At 46.6% G+C, this 17,433-nt stretch carries 12 protein-coding genes; 11 read left to right on the forward strand and 1 reads right to left on the reverse strand.

Going from position 1 to position 17,433, the window contains the following annotated elements; translation table 11 throughout:
• Positions 1–2: 2 nt before the first annotated feature.
• The 6 genes from ATE40_RS23990 to ATE40_RS04635 all read left to right on the forward strand — a co-directional run bounded on the left by ATE40_RS23990 (position 3) and on the right by ATE40_RS04635 (position 6,026).
• Positions 3–1,064, forward strand: coding sequence for a glycosyltransferase family 4 protein (locus ATE40_RS23990; RefSeq protein ID WP_071891947.1), 1,062 nt, complete (start codon positions 3–5; stop codon positions 1,062–1,064).
• Positions 1,064–2,149 (forward strand): glycosyltransferase, encoded by a 1,086-nt coding sequence (locus ATE40_RS23995; protein ID WP_071891949.1) that lies wholly within the window; start codon positions 1,064–1,066, stop codon positions 2,147–2,149. The genes ATE40_RS23990 and ATE40_RS23995 overlap by 1 nt, the downstream gene beginning before the upstream one ends.
• A 95-nt stretch (positions 2,150–2,244) precedes the next feature.
• Positions 2,245–3,678, forward strand: coding sequence for an undecaprenyl-phosphate galactose phosphotransferase WbaP (gene wbaP, locus ATE40_RS04630; RefSeq protein WP_063919070.1), 1,434 nt, complete (start codon positions 2,245–2,247; stop codon positions 3,676–3,678).
• Between the two features lie 32 nt (positions 3,679–3,710).
• The gene (locus ATE40_RS24000; protein ID WP_084799115.1) at positions 3,711–4,841 is read left to right on the forward strand and encodes a glycosyltransferase family 4 protein; all 1,131 of its coding nucleotides are present in this window, start codon (positions 3,711–3,713) and stop codon (positions 4,839–4,841) included.
• Position 4,842: 1 nt separating this feature from the next.
• Positions 4,843–5,427: a phosphoribosyltransferase gene (locus ATE40_RS24005; protein ID WP_071891954.1), complete on the forward strand. Its 585-nt coding sequence runs from the start codon at positions 4,843–4,845 to the stop codon at positions 5,425–5,427.
• Positions 5,424–6,026 (forward strand): haloacid dehalogenase-like hydrolase, encoded by a 603-nt coding sequence (locus ATE40_RS04635; protein WP_071891956.1) that lies wholly within the window; start codon positions 5,424–5,426, stop codon positions 6,024–6,026. The genes ATE40_RS24005 and ATE40_RS04635 overlap by 4 nt, the downstream gene beginning before the upstream one ends.
• Before the next feature lie 121 nt (positions 6,027–6,147).
• On the opposite strand, the gene ATE40_RS04640 is transcribed toward ATE40_RS04635, so the two are convergent.
• Positions 6,148–7,449, reverse strand: a complete 1,302-nt coding sequence (locus ATE40_RS04640) for a cellulase family glycosylhydrolase (protein ID WP_063919072.1) — start codon at positions 7,447–7,449, stop codon at positions 6,148–6,150.
• A 359-nt stretch (positions 7,450–7,808) separates the two neighbouring features.
• Here ATE40_RS04640 and ATE40_RS04645 point away from each other — a divergent pair, with 359 nt between their 5' ends.
• The 5 genes from ATE40_RS04645 to ATE40_RS04665 all read left to right on the forward strand — a co-directional run bounded on the left by ATE40_RS04645 (position 7,809) and on the right by ATE40_RS04665 (position 17,420).
• Positions 7,809–10,808: a beta strand repeat-containing protein gene (locus ATE40_RS04645; protein ID WP_063919073.1), complete on the forward strand. Its 3,000-nt coding sequence runs from the start codon at positions 7,809–7,811 to the stop codon at positions 10,806–10,808.
• Between the two features lie 380 nt (positions 10,809–11,188).
• Positions 11,189–12,955, forward strand: a complete 1,767-nt coding sequence (locus ATE40_RS04650) for a type I secretion system permease/ATPase (RefSeq protein WP_063919074.1) — start codon at positions 11,189–11,191, stop codon at positions 12,953–12,955.
• Between the two features lie 54 nt (positions 12,956–13,009).
• On the forward strand, positions 13,010–14,341 hold the full coding sequence (locus ATE40_RS04655; RefSeq protein WP_019454390.1) for an HlyD family type I secretion periplasmic adaptor subunit: 1,332 nt from the start codon (positions 13,010–13,012) through the stop codon (positions 14,339–14,341).
• Positions 14,342–14,343: 2 nt separating this feature from the next.
• Positions 14,344–15,720, forward strand: coding sequence for a TolC family outer membrane protein (locus tag ATE40_RS04660; RefSeq protein ID WP_063919075.1), 1,377 nt, complete (start codon positions 14,344–14,346; stop codon positions 15,718–15,720).
• A 275-nt stretch (positions 15,721–15,995) separates the two neighbouring features.
• Positions 15,996–17,420 carry a mannose-1-phosphate guanylyltransferase/mannose-6-phosphate isomerase gene (locus tag ATE40_RS04665; protein ID WP_025159968.1) on the forward strand — a complete coding sequence of 475 codons (1,425 nt, stop codon included), beginning with the start codon at positions 15,996–15,998 and terminating at the stop codon, positions 17,418–17,420.
• Positions 17,421–17,433: the final 13 nt, after the last annotated feature.

Raw genomic sequence — 17,433 nt, forward strand, 5'->3', positions numbered from 1 at the left:
TTGTGATCTATGTCAATGGCCGTTTTTTAACGCAAGATGTGACAGGCGTTCAGCGCTTTGCTATTCAAATATTACTTAATCTGATTAAGATCCGAGATGATATTGTTGTGCTTTGTCCTAAAACTACGCCAGATAATGAGATTACTAAGGCGTTTAATATAAAGAAAATCGGGTGCTTATCCGGACAGTTATGGGAGCAAACAGAGTTATTTCTCTTTATGGTGAGAAATGGGAATGTGCTTTTGAGTTTTTGTAATACCGCTCCAATAGGATTCTTTAACAATATCATTGTTCACCATGATATAACTTATCGAGTTTATCCCAAAAGTTACTCACCAGGTTTTAGATTTTTCTATAGAATTTTTTCACCGTGGCTTTTAAAAAGGGGAAAAAAAATCATTACAGTCAGTGATTTTTCTCGAAGTGAAATAGAGCGGGCCTACGGAATTGAGAATGTTGATGTTGTCAATAATGCAGCTACTGAGGTTTTTTTTCCACGCAAAAGTACTGATTCAGACAATCCATATATTCTATGTGTATCTTCTCCAAGTGTTCATAAGAATTTTAAACTGATAATTGATAGTTTTGAAAAAATAAATAAGAGTTTAGGTTTGGAGTTGAAAATTGTCGGTGCATCGAATAGAAATTTTTCAACAGTTACCTATTCTACAATTAGTAATAGTTCATATATAAAGTACTGTGGTCGAGTTACTGATGAGGAACTGGCAGTGCTTTATTCAGGAGCCTTTGCTTTCGTTTTCCCATCCCTTTATGAAGGCTTCGGAATTCCATTGCTTGAGGCTCAATCTTGCGGTTGTCCTGTTATTGCATCTAATACAGCATCAATGCCGGAAGTATTGAACGACAGTGCGCTGTATTTTTCACCAACTTGTTCAGAGAGTTTAATTTCACAGATAGAGAAACTATACCATGATGATGGCTTAAGGAATTCACTGATTAAACGAGGTTTTGAAAACGCTAAGCGATTTAATTGGTTAGATTCGGCTAATAAAATAAATAATATACTTGAAGGCTATGCAAAAGATAAGCCCTGGAGTGATTAGTGAAAATATTGCATGTCGCTGAAACAATAAAGGGTGGTGTTGCGACAATCATGCGACAACTGGTTATGGAACAGCAAGATACTGAAGATGAGGTATTATGCATTGTTCCGAGACAACAGTTATCTGAACTGGTTGGTGTTAGAGAACATGTGCTTTCTCCATTCAATAGAACTGGAAGAAATACCATGTCATTATTTTTGCTTCTGTTTAGTTTTCTGCGAGTGGTTTTAAATAAAAAACCGGATGTAATTCATTTACACAGTAGTTTTGCTGGCTTTTTATGCCGTTTGGCTTTGCCTATAATATTTGTTTTCTATCATCCCAAAGTGATTTACTGTCCGCATGCGTTTGCTTTCTTAATGGATATTCCTGTTTATAAAAAGCGATTCTACGCATTTATTGAGCGCATGCTAGAGAAAGTGACGGATAAAACTATTTGTGTCAGTGAGTATGAATATAGGGAAGCCATAAAATGGGGACTTAATCCAGAGTGTTTAGTCACCATTTATAATGGTGTCCAAGACCCTTTGATAGTAACGCAAAAAAGCCCTTATAAGTACGCGAATAAGAAGAATATTCTCTTTGTTGGACGCACGGATCATCAGAAAGGCTTTGATCACGTTCTAAATATAACTAATTTACTTTCTCAGAATGAGGATATACATATCACTGTGATCGGAGACTATGTTATAGAGTATAAAAGTCTTCCTGTATATGGTGAAAAAATAACGTATATAGGTTGGTTGAAGTATGAAGATATTGCACCTTATTTTTTCCATGCAACAGTCTTACTGATGCCAAGTCGTTGGGAAGCCTTCGGCCTTGTTGCCGTTGAGGCGCAAAGTTACGGTTTACCCGTTCTGGCTTTTGAACGAGGTTCACTGCCAGAAATTATTATAAATGGTGTGACAGGTTTTTTAGTTGACTATGGGGATATAAAAGGTTTTTCTACCGTTATTTGTGAACGAGATTTGGGTTTTTGGAAAACGATGAGTGAAAGAAGCTATGATAATTACAGAAAAAATTTCAGGAGTTGTTTTATGACCCAAAAAGTAAGTGCGCTTTATCGTGAAGTTACAAATTAAATATCTGGCCTATCTGAGTTTATTTGACTTGACGTTCGGCGGTTACTTATCTCTATAGCGTGTTAAATTTTATAAAATAGTATTCGGGATGCATAATGAAAAAAACAAATGTTTTTTTTGGCGATTTTACAACAAAGATAATGTTAGCGCTTTCAGATATTTTCTTTTTCAATATATCGGTATATCTTTCATACTTCATTATTTATAAAATATTTAATGGATTAGATAATTATATTCCTCAGGATGAGTTTTTTATTCGTTCTGTTGCCCAGTTTGTTATATCTGTGGTGTGTGTTCTCTGGTTCTGGACTAGGCTTAGACACTACACATATAGAAAGCCATTCTGGTTTGAACTCAAGGAAGTCATCAGAACGTTAGTCATTTTTGCTGTTCTTGATTTGGCTCTCGTGGCATTTTCAAAGTGGAATTTTTCTCGTTCGGTTTGGTTGTCATCTTGGCTGCTGATTATTATTTTAGTACCATTGGGGAGGGCATTCACAAAAAGAATCCTTAACAAGATGAATTTGTGGAAAAAGCAAACCATTATTATTGGTTCAGGAAAGAATGCGTTTGAAGCTTATGCTGCATTACAAAGTGAAGAGGTTCTTGGATTTGAAGTTGTTGCTTTTGTATGCACGGATAAACCATGTGAAGATAACTATTTTGGTATCCCAGTTATTAACTCAGAAAAAGAACTTTGGCCGAGAGTCAATGCCGAGAGCACGCAGTTCATCGTCGCACTTGAATTTGAACAGCATGCGTTACGTGATTGGTGGTTGAAAGATCTGGCTAAGCATAATTGTCGGTCGGTTTCTGTTATCCCAACTCTTCGTGGTGTTCCTCTTTATGGCACCGATATGTCATTTATTTTTAGTCATGAAGTAATGATTCTGCGGGTAAGCAATAATTTAGCCAAGCGTTCATCACGCTTCATTAAGCGCACATTTGATATTATTGGCTCATCTCTTATTTTGGTTGCACTTTCTCCTGTGCTGATTTTCTTGACTTACAAAGTTTCAAGAGATGGTGGTCGCCCTATTTATGGGCATGAGAGAGTGGGGCACAATGGAAAGAAATTTAAATGCTTAAAGTTCAGATCGATGGTTCTAAATTCTCAGGAAGTACTTGCAGATTTATTGGAGCGAGATCCTGAGGCCAGAGAAGAATGGAATAAAGACTTTAAATTGAAAAACGACCCACGTATTACAAAGATTGGCGCTTTTATTAGAAAGACAAGCCTGGATGAGTTACCTCAATTGTGGAATGTGCTTCGTGGTGAAATGAGTCTAGTTGGCCCAAGACCGGTTATTGAAAAAGAATTGGAACGTTATGCAGGTGATGTCGATTACTACTTCATGGCGAAGCCAGGAATGACAGGGTTGTGGCAGGTCAGTGGCCGTAATGATATTGATTATGACACGCGCGTGTATTTTGATGCATGGTACGTTAAGAATTGGGCGCTTTGGAATGACATTGCGATTCTATTTAAAACTATAGGTGTTGTATTAAAGCGTGATGGCGCATACTAACTTTATAATAGTTTATTTTATGGGAATGGATAATGAGAATCGCACTCGATAGCCGATTTATGCAAAAGGTTAGTCAAGGGACTGGAACGTACACAATAGAATTGGCGAATAACTTGATTTCGTGCATAAATCGCGATGATAAGTTATTGCTTCTGGCGGACGATCCTGCCTTAGTTTTAACTAAGCAGGCTGGGCAACCTTTCTTAAATGATAATCGTGTAGAAATAAAGAAATTGATATCAGGTTGGACGCCTATGAACCTTCTCGGCGGATTTGCACTTGCTGAATGGCGTAATAAATGCGATCTCTTGCATACAAATTATTTATCGCCCTTGGTTACAACCAGGAGTACGAAACATGTTGTGACTGTTCATGATGTCATGTTCCGTACGCACAAACAGTACTTCAATCCTAAGTTGACTAAAGGATTGGAAATTTTCACGCCGCCTAGTTTACAAAAAGCAGATCATATAATTGCAGTTTCTCATTATACGAAAGATGAGATAATCAAGAACTTCGGTGTTAATGAAAATAAAATTACGGTTGTGCACGAAGCTGCGAGCAAGCAGTTTCACGTGAAAGATAAAGTAAAATCTAATGATGTAATCGCTAGTCTGGGTGTGACTAAGCCATATTTTCTTTTTGTCGGACGGTTTGCCGCGATTAAGAATATTGATAGTGTTATTGCTGCATTCGAGAGACTTGCCGATGCTGATGTGCAGTTAGTTTTGGTTGGAGGGTTCGATCCGGCATTTCCTAATCCTGCCTTGGAAAATAAAATATTTAATAACCCGGATAAAATAAAAGTCCTTCGAGGTGTATCGAATGAAGACCTTGTTCATTTGTATAACAACACGCTTTGCCTGGTATTTCCAAGTTTTGCTGAGGGATTTGGTTTGCCTATTCTAGAAGCGATGTCTTGCGGTGCTCCTGTCATCACCTCTACTGCAGGTTCCTGTCCGGAAATAGCTGGCGATGCAGCATTATTGGTTAATCCAAATGACCTATCTCAGTTAGTTAGTGCCATGGAGAATGTTTTTAATGATGATCAGTTACGTGCTTCTTTGTCAGGAAAAGGTTTAAAAAGAGCTGATACTTTCAGTTGGCAGCGATGCGCAACGGAGACTTACTCTGTTTATGAAAATATCATAGGAAAATTTTGATATGAAAGTTATTACGGCTATCGGCAGCGATTTTAATTCGTTATGTGATCGGTTGTCTAAAGAGATAATTAAAGAATTTTCCCCTGATGTTATTATTGGTGTTGCCACTGGTGGACGCTATGTCGCTGAAGAAATTGGGAAAAAAATTAATGCTCCACTTGTTATAATAAAAAGGCAGCGAAATTCTACAAAAAAGAAGTCTAAGTTCAGAATAGCTTCTTTTTTGCCTTTCCTCCCAAGGTCGATAAATGACTTGTTGAGAATAGCGGAAATAAAATTCAACGAACGTAAGTTCAGAAGATCCGGAAGAATATTGTCAGTAGGGGCTGTGGCACATATCTCCGGCGACTTGGAACACCTACGAAAAGGTAAGAGAATTCTAATTATTGATGATGCCGTTGATAGTGGTGGTACGTTTATTGATTGCATCAATTTTCTTCAACCCTTTCTTTCATCGGATTCGGTCGTTAAAACTGCTGCGTTAAATGTCACATTTGACGAACCTGCTTTTATTCCAGATTTTTATCTTTACAAGGGCTATCTTATCCGTTATCCCTGGGCTAGTGATGTTAGGAGAAAAGGTTGAAATCCGTATATGATCTTGATGGTACACTTGTGCCATTCAACACTTTTAAGGTATGGGTTGTTCTGTCTTTTGTTATCTCTATTTTTTTCCTTAGATGGTATTTTTTATTTTCTATTATTAAATTCGCTATATGCAGGAAAATTGGGAGAATGGATCGCATTGGATTTAAGGTGGCTTTATTAGCGATTCAGCAACGCACCAAGTTTTGGCCCTATGTCGGTAAGAAGTACGGAAAATGGCTGGCGCGTCATTCTCTTCGACAGGATTTGCTCGTTCTGGGTGATAATTCGACTAAGTGCTTGGCAACTGCAGCGCCGGATATTTATGTATCCTCTTTCTCCCAGGAAGTTAATGATTTTGATGTCACTATATGTGCACATTTTTCCCACTCAGGTGAATTTGTCGAAACATTAAATGTAGTGAAGCTTCAATTCGTTCGGGAGCAATTTTCTGAGGAACCAGATCTTTTCTTTACTGATCATTATGATGATATCCCGTTAGCTATGGCTGCTAAGTTTACCTATATTGTTTCACCATCAATAAAGTCCGAGAGATTATTTTGCGACCTGCTCAATGCAGGGCGTTATACGGTAGTATAACGGTACTATTTTAAAAATGATAAAAGCGAGACTGTGTTTATCGTCTCGCTTTTTTTCGGTTTTAAACCACCTCCAAAGGAGATGGTTTTTCATTTGGTTTATATAAAGATAGAATGCAGATTTACTCGTTGCCGAATGTTATCACTGGCGTGTCTGCACTAACCGCTGGTTGATTTTTTTCCGTTGGATCTTCAATCACGAGAGCCGTAATTTTCTGCGATGATGGTTTACTATCCGTCATGATCGACATTATTCTTCCCGTTGTGGAATTACTTCCTTCCTGCATATCACTCTTTTTCCAACTAACCTTGGCTTCTCTTTTTCCATTGCTGAAGGTTAAATTCACCTTACCATCGGTTGTCATATTGTAATTTTTTACCGAGTAATTTTTTATTAAATCGGCAATTTTTTCGTATGACTCCATGCCTGGTTTTTTACTTCCATTTTTCCTGAGCAATCCAAATCTATGCTCTATATTTTGGTTGTTATCACCATCATCGCTTAAATCATACCACCAAACTCCTTTTATATATCCCCTGGCTTTTGCAAGAAGAGTATATTTGACAACATATTGGGCTACATAGTCCTCGCTGTACCCAAATTTCCCCGCATTGGTTGGTACGCCAATTTCAGTGATGTAAATAGGAACCTCTTTGCCTACGAGCCTCTTCAATTCTTCTTGATACCCATCAATTTTTTCAATGTTTCCTTCCGGGGTAGTCAACGATTTATCACTGGATTTAAAGCTATACGGATGTATTGATATCCCATCTATATAATTGAGCATGCCCAGCTTTATCAAGTCATCGGACCATTTTAATCCATCGTTTCCTAAAGGATCGAAGGAGCCGGCAAGCACGATAGCTCCAGGGTCTGCCCTCTTTATCGCTATAGAGGCCTGCTTGATGAGTTTGTAGTAGACCTGAGCAGGAGGAGGGGCTGGTGATTTATTATGCGTGCCGGTGCCAACACTCCACTCATTCCAGATCTCATAATACTTGACCTTTCCTTTAAATCTTTTTGCTGTCCAGTATGCATAATTTGCATAAGCTGCGATAGATTCATCGTTGCTGGCATATCCACTTTTATCATAGAGATCATTGCCATAGGCGAGAACGGCAATGGGGTTCATACCATAGTTTTTATTTGCAACTAAGAGAGACTTATCTACACGTATAAGTTTATCTACTGGTTGATAGGTGCCTTTCTGCTGTTCAACTAGCCCCCAAAGGTAATCATCACGAAAGGAATTAAAACCATAGTTACTTATCAAGTTCAAATAATGATCTTGCTCTTCTGGATACCAGCGCAGGTGTGTGTTAATGCCAATCTCGAAGGCATAACCGATTTTCAGAGGCAGGGTGGCAAGAAGTGTGCCGAGTATAAATTTGAGAGAGAAGGGAGGGGGTTTTATGAACGTCATCGTCTTATCTCGCTGAGGTCAGAGTGAAAATAATAGATTGGTTTTACAGGTATTTTTACGCTTTCAAACGTGAAAGTAACTAAGGTTATTCCTAATGTTAGCTAAGCAATCACTCGTTAACTAAATGCAGGAAAGATTAGTATCAATCTGCGTCATTAGGATTATTTTTATATTTCCTTTCTAATCTTGACATCATTGAATTTAGATACTTTCTTTGTATGTATCTACTGCTTTAACTATAGGAGTATTGAAACTGACGAATCATTGATTTTCATGCATTTTTGCTTGTTCTTGCTTTGTTCTTCAGCGGCAAATTGCTGTCTGTAACGTTTTTGAATGGCTTCTCTAGGAGAATACACATGTCATCTCTTGTCTCACAGCAGACTGGTGCTGCGCTTTACTATGCTGTTCTTGGTAAAGCAGCATCCGCGGCGACGTTCGATAGTGCCGGGCAACTTCTTGAAAATGGTGGAACTTCAGCGCAATATGTCGCTCAGATTATCTCTTCCAGTGCAGGTCAGGCGTTATATAGCGGGAAGAGTACTAGCGATATTGTGAGTGCGATATATACCAACGTTTATGGCTCAGCACCTAGCGCCGGTGTTTTAGCTGCTTTGCTTGCTGGAGGACAGCCCGCGGCAAATATCGTTGGTGGTTTGGTCAGTGATCTCTTAAATTACAATGGCTTTGATTCAACCATACTTTCTCAACAAACTGCATTTGATAATAAAATCGATGCCGTATTGTATCCTTCGGCGAATACTGCAGCCGCGGCCGGTAATGGCGCTTCTGATGTATTAGCGATCTACTATGTTCTTGGGTCCGTGCAATCAGCTGCAGGTGTCAACTATTGGGGGGCGGCAATTAATGATGGTTCCAGAACATTCTCCGTCGCCGCTCAGAGTTTTGTTAATGAGCGCAGTTATATTAACACTTTGAGTAATCAGGATTTTATTACCAAGCTCTTTACTCAAGGTTTTAAACGGCCGCCAGATAGCACCGAGTTAAATACCTACTTGACGGAACTGCAAGGCGGAGCAACGCGTGGTGATGTTATTGTTGATTTCATCAACTCGTTGCGTGGCAGTGTCAGCAGCTCTGATGCCGCAGCTAAACAGGCGTTTACACTGGCAACAACTGCTTACACTGCTGGTAGTTTACCTGGCTTGAATTACCAGGAACAGGCTGCTGCAGTGTTCCTGGCCGTGCCGGAGCGCGGCATTGACGCCGTGGGTTTGGATAGCTGGAGCAAGTATCTGGCATCTGGCGCGGCATATACTACGTTTATTACCAGTGCATTAGCTTCTGATGAATTCCAGCGGAAAGGCGCACAGCTGACTGGTGATAACTTTATCCAACATGTTTACACCGCAGTTCACGGTACTGCAGCTACGGCGGCTCAGCTGGCGCTTTACAGTACTTTGGGGACTGATAAATCGGTTATTACCCAAGCCATCATTAATGACCTGCGGACTTCAACGGCTACTGACACGGTCACTGTCACTCAGCAGCATGCATTTGAGTTTGATATCGGTACCAGCCTGTTGTACAAAACCGCTGCTAGCCTGACGACTACAGCCGCCGGCGGTAACGCTACGGGTACTGTGAACACAGGTATTTCTCATCAAATCAGCAACGCCGAAACCGCAGTACTAACGAATGTTCAACTGAACGCCAACGCCGCCAGCCTGGTCAACCTGAAGTTCGCCGATCACCTGGCTAACCTGACCATCAACGGCACCAGTGCAGCAACGGTGAACCTGTCTGATAACGGCGTCAACCCTGGCGTGGCGGTGACTGTCAACAACGGCAACGTCATTCTGAACGCCAGCTCCGGTTCAGACAATGTGGTCGTGACTTCGACGGCTAATATCGCGACCGGTACCGCACAGTTTAACCTCGGCGCCGGCAACGACAGCCTGCACTGGGCAGGTAACGCGGTCTCCGGCGGTGCGAACACCGTTGCCAATACCGTCAAGGCTGACGGCGGTACCGGCACGGATTCCATCTCTGCCAACTTCATCACCAAAACCGTAGTAACCAACCAGAACGCCCTGGGCGTTCGCACCAGCACGGTGACCAGCAACGCCAACAACTTCTCGAACTTCGAGCAGATTGATCTGACCGGCTACATCGGTAAGTCTGTCGGTACGCTGATTACGACACCGCTGATTGGTTCGTCGACTATCACTACCGTCACTACGCCAACCAACACCTTCGACTTCGGCCTGACCAACGGCACGTCCACGGTGGAAGGCACTACCGGCGGTACGGTCACCCAAAACGCGGCGGCGACCAACCTGGGGGCGCAAGGTTTCGTGATTTCCGGGCTGGCTAACGTCAACGTCATCAACGCCGCCGGCGGTAACGCCGCGCAGCTGGAAGTGAAAGGGGACGCGACCTCCGCCAGTACGCTGAACTTCACCTTCGTGCAGAACGCCACCGATCACTTCAACATCAACTTCGATGCGGTGAGTTCGGCCAACGTGAATGCCGGCGCCATCAGCCTGAACAGCACCAGCAGCGCCCTGCTGGGCACTGCGCTGACAACGGTGAACGTGGCTTCCGGCGGTACAGGTTCGTTTAACAACATTCTGTCTCTGGCCGGTACCAATGCGCAGGTTCAGACTGTTAATGTGACTGGCGATCATGCGTTGAATCTGACGCTGGGCAGCGGTTTCAGTAACGTGCGTGATGTTAACGCTTCGACCAATACCGGCGGTTTGAACCTGGATTCAAGCCATGCGGGTACTGGTGACGGTATCATCGTGCAGCTGTTGAACGCCTTGCCATTGAGCGCGGTTACCACCGCGTTGCTGACCCCGTTGTTGAACACCTTGGGCCTGAACGGTTATCAACTGACGGTTGAAGGGACGTCGACAGCCGACAGCTTCAACGTACTGGGCAACACCACGTTGACCGGCGGTGCCGGGGCGAATATCTACGATCTGAAATCCAGTAACACGCAGGCGGGGGTCACCATCACCGACTTTAGCACCGCGAAGGACAAGATCGTTGATGCTGCTTCCGGGCTGACCCTGTCCAATACCGGTACTGCGGTGGCGGATTACGGTACTCGCGCTTCAGATACGTTGGATGCACTGTTGGGCTCGTTGGTTGGCGGTCTGACCACCGGCGTTGTCGGCCTGTTGGGCGGCATCCTGGGCCTGAGCAATCCAAACTCGCTGACGGCGAAGGTGGGCGTGGCTTCGGTGGTGTTCAGCGGTACCGGTAACAATGCTGACTCCTATGTGATTATTGATAACAACAATAACCACACGCTGGATGCCAACGACACGGTTATTTACCTGACTGGCCAGAACCACCAGCAATTGGTGGATACTCTGCACTACGCCTAAGGGTAAAGTTGCAATAACCAATAATTCCCCATGGGACTATTGGGGATTAAATAATGCGGGGGCGTAACCCCCCGCATGTTTAATTTTGTGAGCGGCATCATCCTCTCTAAGTTATTCCATTTCGTTATCTTCCTCTCTTATTTTTGATCTCCTGTATCTCATTGTTTTGTCATGGTTTATTTCATCTTTTTGACCGTCTTTTTTTTTATGGCCAACCTTGCCGATTTTCACTTTCTCAACCTATAGTTAACGAAAGTATCTGCAGTCTCGGGCATTTTTTTGGGGTGAGTCTTCCCGGGGTAAATTCTTTTTTAGGAATTTCTTTAGGGGAGGGGTCAATGCGGATTGGACTGACAGTGCACATGATGTAAGGGCAGAACGTGAATCAATTTATCCCGCGCAACGAAATTGCGGATGTTATACGGACGCGCAGTAAAGTCTTCTGGACCGTTGGTATTTTCACGGCGTTTATTAACCTGTTAATGCTGGTTCCTTCCATTTACATGCTCCAGGTTTATGACCGGGTGCTCCCTTCGCGTAATGAAATCACGCTGTTAATGCTGACGCTGATCATGCTGGGTATGTTTGGCATGATGTCCTTGCTTGAATACGTGCGCAGCATGGTGGTGATCCGCATCGGCAGCCAGCTGGATATGCGCCTCAATACGCGCATCTATACGGCGGCTTACGAGGCGAATCTAAAGAACGGCTCTTCCGATGCCGGCCAGATGTTGAGCGATCTGACCAACGTGCGCCAGTTTTTGACCGGAAGCGCGCTATTTGCCTTCTTCGATGCGCCCTGGTTCCCGATCTATCTGCTGGTGATTTTCCTGTTTAACCCTTGGCTGGGGTTGTTCGCCCTGGTGGGTTCCTTGCTGTTGATCGCCCTGGCGGTGATCAACGAAGTGGTGTCGAAGAAGCCGTTGGCGGATGCCAGCCGCCTTTCTATTATGTCGAGCAGTCTGGCCAGCACCAACCTGCGCAATGCCGAAGTGATCGAAGCGCTGGGCATGTTGCCTAATCTGAAAGGACGCTGGTTCGGTCTGCATCAGCGCTTCCTGAACAGCCAACGCATCGCCAGCGAGCGGGCGTCGCGGGTGACGTCGATCACCAAGTTTGTGCGTCTGTCGCTCCAGTCGTTGGTTTTGGGGCTTGGGGGCTGGCTGGCGATCGATGGGCACATCACGCCGGGCATGATGATCGCCGGTTCGATTTTGATGGGGCGCACGCTGGCGCCGATCGAGCAGGTGATCAACGTTTGGAAAAGTTGGAGTTCCGCCAAGCTGGCATACCAGCGCCTGGTACGCTTGCTGGATCAGCATCCTCCGCGCGGTACCGGCATGTCGTTGCCGCGTCCGGAAGGGGTGATCTCTGTTGAAGGGGTGACCGCGACGCCGCCCGGTTCGAAGGGAAGCGCGGTGTTGCATAACGTCAGCTTTGCCATTCAGCCGGGAGACGTGCTGGGGATTATTGGGCCAAGCGCCTCCGGCAAGTCAACGCTGGCGCGCCTGTTGGTCGGTATCTGGCCAGTCAGCGAAGGCATTGTGCGGCTCGACAACGCCGATATCTATCAGTGGAACAAGGACGAACTGGGGCCTTTCATCGGTTATCTGCCGCAGGATATTGAACTGTTCGCCGGCAGCATCGCAGAGAACATCGCCCGCTTCAACGAACTGGACTCGGAGAAAGTGATCGAGGCCGCCAAGTTGGCCGGGGTGCATGAGCTGATTCTGCGCTTCCCTAATGGCTATGATTCGGTGATCGGCAGCGGTGGCGCCGGGCTTTCCGGTGGTCAGAAACAGCGTATCGGTTTGGCGCGCGCGCTGTATGGCGATCCTTCTCTTATCGTGCTGGATGAACCCAACTCCAATCTGGACGATGCCGGTGAGCGGGCGTTGAATCAGGCCATTACGTTCCTTAAGCAGCGGAATAAGACGGTGATTCTGATTACTCACCGTACCAATCTGCTGGCGATGACCAACAAGCTGTTGCTGTTGGTTAACGGGAACGTCAATGCGTTTGGCCCTACGCAGCAAGTACTGCAGGCGTTGGCGAATGCGCAAAAAGCGCAGGTGCCTCCGCAAGCGGTGCGCGCGGTGAACTCCGAGCCGGATGAAGGCGATATTCCTAAAACTCAAATTAATTAAGCCGTGAACTTGTCTGGCGGCGCCGTTGCGTCGCCGACAGTCAAAGGAGTTGGTATGTCTACGCATATTGGCGAGCCGAATGACTCGTACTCAGAACAGATCCCGCTGGATGAGCGTCGTTATACCCGCCTCGGGTGGTTGGCGCTGGGAGTGGGCGTGTTCGGCTTCTTAGCCTGGGCGGCGTTTGCGCCTCTGGATAAAGGGGTCGCTTCGCCGGGATCGGTAACCGTTTCCGGCAACCGTAAAACGGTGCAGGCGCCGGCCAGCGGCATCATCAAAAATATCGTGGTGAAAGACGGCGATAAGGTGAAAGCCGGCGAAGTCCTGGTGCAGTTGAGCCAGGTGCAGGCGCAGGCGCAGGTCGATTCCCTGCGCGACCAGTACTACACCACGCTGGCGACCGAAGGGCGTTTGCTCGCTGAACGGGATGGTCTAAGCGCGGTCACTTTCTCCCCCATCTTCACCAAGATCAAGGATCAGCCACGCGTCGCGGAGATCATCGCGCTGCAGACGCAGTTGTTCGCCTCCCGCCGCCAGGGGCTGCAGAGTGAAATTGACGGTTACAAGCAGTCGATGGACGGGATCCGTTTCCAGTTGAAAGGCCTGCAGGATTCGCGCGCCAACAAACAGATCCAACTCTCCAGCCTGCGTGAGCAGATGAACAGCATGAAACAGCTGGCGGCGGACGGTTACCTGCCGCGTAACCGCTATCTGGAAATTCAGCGCCAGTTCGCCGAGGTAAATAGCAGCATCGATGAAACCGTCGGGCGGATTGGTCAATTGCAAAAGCAGCTGCAGGAATCTCAACAGCGTATCGATCAGCGTTTCGCCGACTATCAGCGCGAGGTCAGAACGCAGCTGGCGCAAACCCAAATGGACGCCAGCGAGTTCCGCAACAAGCTGCAAATGGCCGATTTCGATCTGGGCAACACCGCCATCACCTCACCGGTGGACGGCACCGTGGTCGGATTGAATATCTTCACTCAGGGGGGCGTCGTGGGAGCGGGTGACCACCTGATGGACGTGGTACCCAGTCAGGCGACATTGGTGGTGGATTCTCGTCTGAAAGTCGACCTGATCGACAAGGTGTACAACGGGTTGCCGGTGGATCTGATGTTTACCGCCTTCAACCAAAATAAAACCCCGAAAATTCCGGGAACGGTCACCTTGGTTTCCGCCGACCGTCTGGTCGACAAAACCAATGGCGAACCTTACTACCAGATGCAGGTCACGGTCTCGCCGGAGGGCATGAAAATGCTCAGCGGCGAGGACATCAAGCCGGGGATGCCGGTGGAGGTGTTCGTGAAAACGGGGTCGCGCTCGCTGCTGAGCTATCTGTTTAAACCTATTTTGGATCGCGCTCATACTTCATTAACCGAGGAATAATTTTGATTCAATCAAAACGACAGGCTGCCGGTCTGGTTATCGGCACCCTATTGTTTGCGATGTCTGCGCCGGTTTATTCGATAGGGATTTTAGACGCATATTCGCTGGCATTAGAAAAGGACCCGACCTTCCGGGCGGCTATAAAAGAGAAAGAAGCGGGAGATGAAAACGAAAATATCGGCAGGGCCGGGTTGCTGCCGAAAGTATCACTGAACTACCAGAATTCGCCGCGCAACTGGCAAACGCAGAAGTACCCGCAGAGCGACTTCTTTGGCAACATTACGGAAGCGACGCGGCGTCAGCAGTACCGCAGCTATTCCAGCTCGGTGACGTTGACGCAGCCGCTGTTCGATTACGAAGCCTATGCGCGCTATAAAGGCGGCGTGGCGCAGACGCTGATGTCGGACGAACGCTATCGCGGCAAACTGCTCGATCTGGCAGTGAGGGTGGTCAATGCCTATGTCGAAGTGGCCTATTCCAAAGATCAGATTGCCTTGGCCGAGGCGCAAAAAGCGGCCTATAAAGAGCAGCTGGCGTTGAACGATCGGCTGATGAGCGCGGGTGAGGGGACGTTGACCGACGTTTCCGAAACGCAGGCACGCTACAGCCTGGCTGAAGCGCAGGTGATCGAAGCGCGCGACGCGTTGGATGCCGCGCAGCGTGAGTTGGAAGTCATCATCGGGGTACCGCTGAATCAACTGGATGAGCTGCAGGTCTTGCGGCCGGGCAAATTCCAGGTGGCGCCGCTAATCCCGTCGAAGTTCGATGAGTGGCAAAAGATAGCTCTGGAGAATAACCCACTATTGGCCGCCTCGCGCCACGGCGTCGATGCGGCGAAATACGAAGTAGAGAGAAACCGCGCTGGCTTTATGCCGAGTGTGCAACTCTATGCTTCGCATTCGGAGAACGATTCCAGCAGCGACAACACGGTTAACCAGAAATACCGCACCGACAGCATCGGGGTACAGGTGAGTCTGCCGATTTACTCCGGCGGCGGCGTGGCGGCCTCAACGCGGCAGGCGGCGGCACGCTACGGCCAGGCGATGGCCGAGATGGACACGCAAGTGGGTTCGACGCTGAACGATCTGCGCAAGCAGTTCAACCTGTGCATCAGCAGCCGCGCCAAGCTGGCGGCCTACGAGCTGGCGGTGAAGTCGGCGACTACCCAGGTGACGGCGACCCGGCAGAGTGTATTGGCGGGGCAGCGCGTCAACGTCGATGTGCTCAACGCCGAACAGCAGCTCTATAGCGCCCAGCGCGACCTGGCTTCTGCCAAGTATACCTACATCAAGTCCTGGATTACCCTGCTGAGCGATTCCGGTACGCTGGACGAGAAGGATGTGCTGCGGGTGGCGCAGTATTTCGCCCGCAGTCGCTAACAACATATTCACTTATAAGCATTAATCTGAAAGAGCAGCACTGTGCTGCTCTTTTTTGTGTTAATACGTTATGTTATCGACCGATGCTTCCTCCAGTATTTATATTTGCCTGGTTTATTTCTATACATAAATTTCTTTTAAGGGACGGCAAGTTAGGGGGATGCATTCTTTTCGTGAAATGTAACGATTGGGTGATAAACGTACGAATTCTAGAATGATACTGCTGATGTGTGGTGTTGTCCTTATAAGAACGATGGCTGAGTAAAGGGTAGATAATGTCCAAACTAATTCCTGTGGTTATGGCCGGCGGTACTGGGAGTCGTCTATGGCCGATGTCGCGAGAATCGTTTCCTAAACAGTTTTTGTCTATTGATGACAGTGGCGTAAGCCTGCTGCAACAGACATTACAGCGTTTGTCAGGCCTGGCGGGCATTGAGGTTGCCGCCCCTCTGGTCATCTGCAACGAGGAACATCGTTTTTTAGTTGCCGAACAATTACGCGAAATTGGACAATTAGCGACCAATATTATTTTAGAGCCCGTAGGGCGTAATACCGCGCCGGCAGTGGCGCTAGCCGCTCATCTCGCTGCTGAGGAAGACGAAGACAGCATGCTTTTGGTGTTGGCAGCAGACCATCTGATCACCAAAGTGGATAATTTTCATGCGGCTATCCAGACAGCTATCTCGTTTGCAGACAACAATCAACTGGTCACGTTTGGCATTATTCCTGAGCACCCTGAAACAGGCTACGGCTACATTAAGCGTGGTGAACATCTTTCCGATGCGTGTTTCAAAGTTGATTCGTTCGTTGAAAAGCCTCGTTTGGAGAAAGCGATCGAATATCTCGCCAGCGGTGATTACAGCTGGAACAGCGGCATGTTTATGTTCAAGACAGCCAAGTTCCTGCAGGAGCTGCGGCAGTTCAGCCCCGAAATTTTCAGCACAACGCAGCAGTCTGTGATCAACAGTCAGCGCGACATGAATTTTATCCGGGTTGAGCAAGACATCTTCAAACATTGTCCAAGTGACTCCATCGACTATGCGGTGATGGAAAAGACGCATGATGCGGTGGTGATTCCTATCGATGCGGGCTGGAGTGACGTCGGCTCCTGGTCCTCGTTGTGGGAGGTGTCAAAGAAGGATCATTTGGGTAATGTCAACGTGGGTGAAATTATCTCGATCGATTCCAATGATAACTACATTTCCTCTGAGTCCGCGTTGGTGGCGACCATCGGGTTGGAAAATCTTGTCGTGGTCAACACCAGTGATGCTTTGCTGATCGCTCATAAAGACAAAGTGCAGGATGTCAAAAAAGTCGTTGATGAACTTAAAAAGCGAAATCTTCATCATTTCCGCCAGCATTCAGCCTCTTATCGCCCCTGGGGAAAAATTTGCGACATCGACAGCGGCCCGCATTTCCAAGTGAAAAAGATCATTGTTCGACCAGGTGAAGGTTTGTCAGTACAACGCCATCTCCACCGTGCTGAACATTGGGTGGTCGTGAGCGGGACAGCAAAAGTTAACGTTGATGATAAAGAGTTCTTCTTATCGGAAAATCAGTCCACTTTTATTCCTGCGGGCAGTGTCCATACGTTGGAAAACCCCGGAAAAATTGATTTGGAAATGATTGAGGTCAGATCGGGCCGCTATTTGGAAGAAGATGATATTGAACGTTTGCAAGATCGCTATGGCAGAGTTTAAAAAAGGGTTTGGC

The organism is Serratia surfactantfaciens (assembly GCF_001642805.2).
Taxonomy (GTDB): domain Bacteria; phylum Pseudomonadota; class Gammaproteobacteria; order Enterobacterales; family Enterobacteriaceae; genus Serratia; species Serratia surfactantfaciens.

Bases quoted from the DNA above. Each gene is read 5' to 3' on its own strand.
- wbaP (WP_063919070.1), top strand. From the start codon at position 2,245: ATGAAAAAAACAAATGTTTTTTTTGGCGATTTTACAACAAAGATAATG.
- ATE40_RS24000 (WP_084799115.1), top strand. From the start codon at position 3,711: ATGAGAATCGCACTCGATAGCCGATTTATGCAAAAGGTTAGTCAAGGG.
- ATE40_RS24005 (WP_071891954.1), top strand. From the start codon at position 4,843: ATGAAAGTTATTACGGCTATCGGCAGCGATTTTAATTCGTTATGTGAT.
- ATE40_RS04640 (WP_063919072.1), bottom strand. From the start codon at position 7,449: ATGACGTTCATAAAACCCCCTCCCTTCTCTCTCAAATTTATACTCGGC.
- ATE40_RS04645 (WP_063919073.1), top strand. From the start codon at position 7,809: ATGTCATCTCTTGTCTCACAGCAGACTGGTGCTGCGCTTTACTATGCT.
- ATE40_RS04655 (WP_019454390.1), top strand. From the start codon at position 13,010: ATGTCTACGCATATTGGCGAGCCGAATGACTCGTACTCAGAACAGATC.
- ATE40_RS04665 (WP_025159968.1), top strand. From the start codon at position 15,996: ATGTCCAAACTAATTCCTGTGGTTATGGCCGGCGGTACTGGGAGTCGT.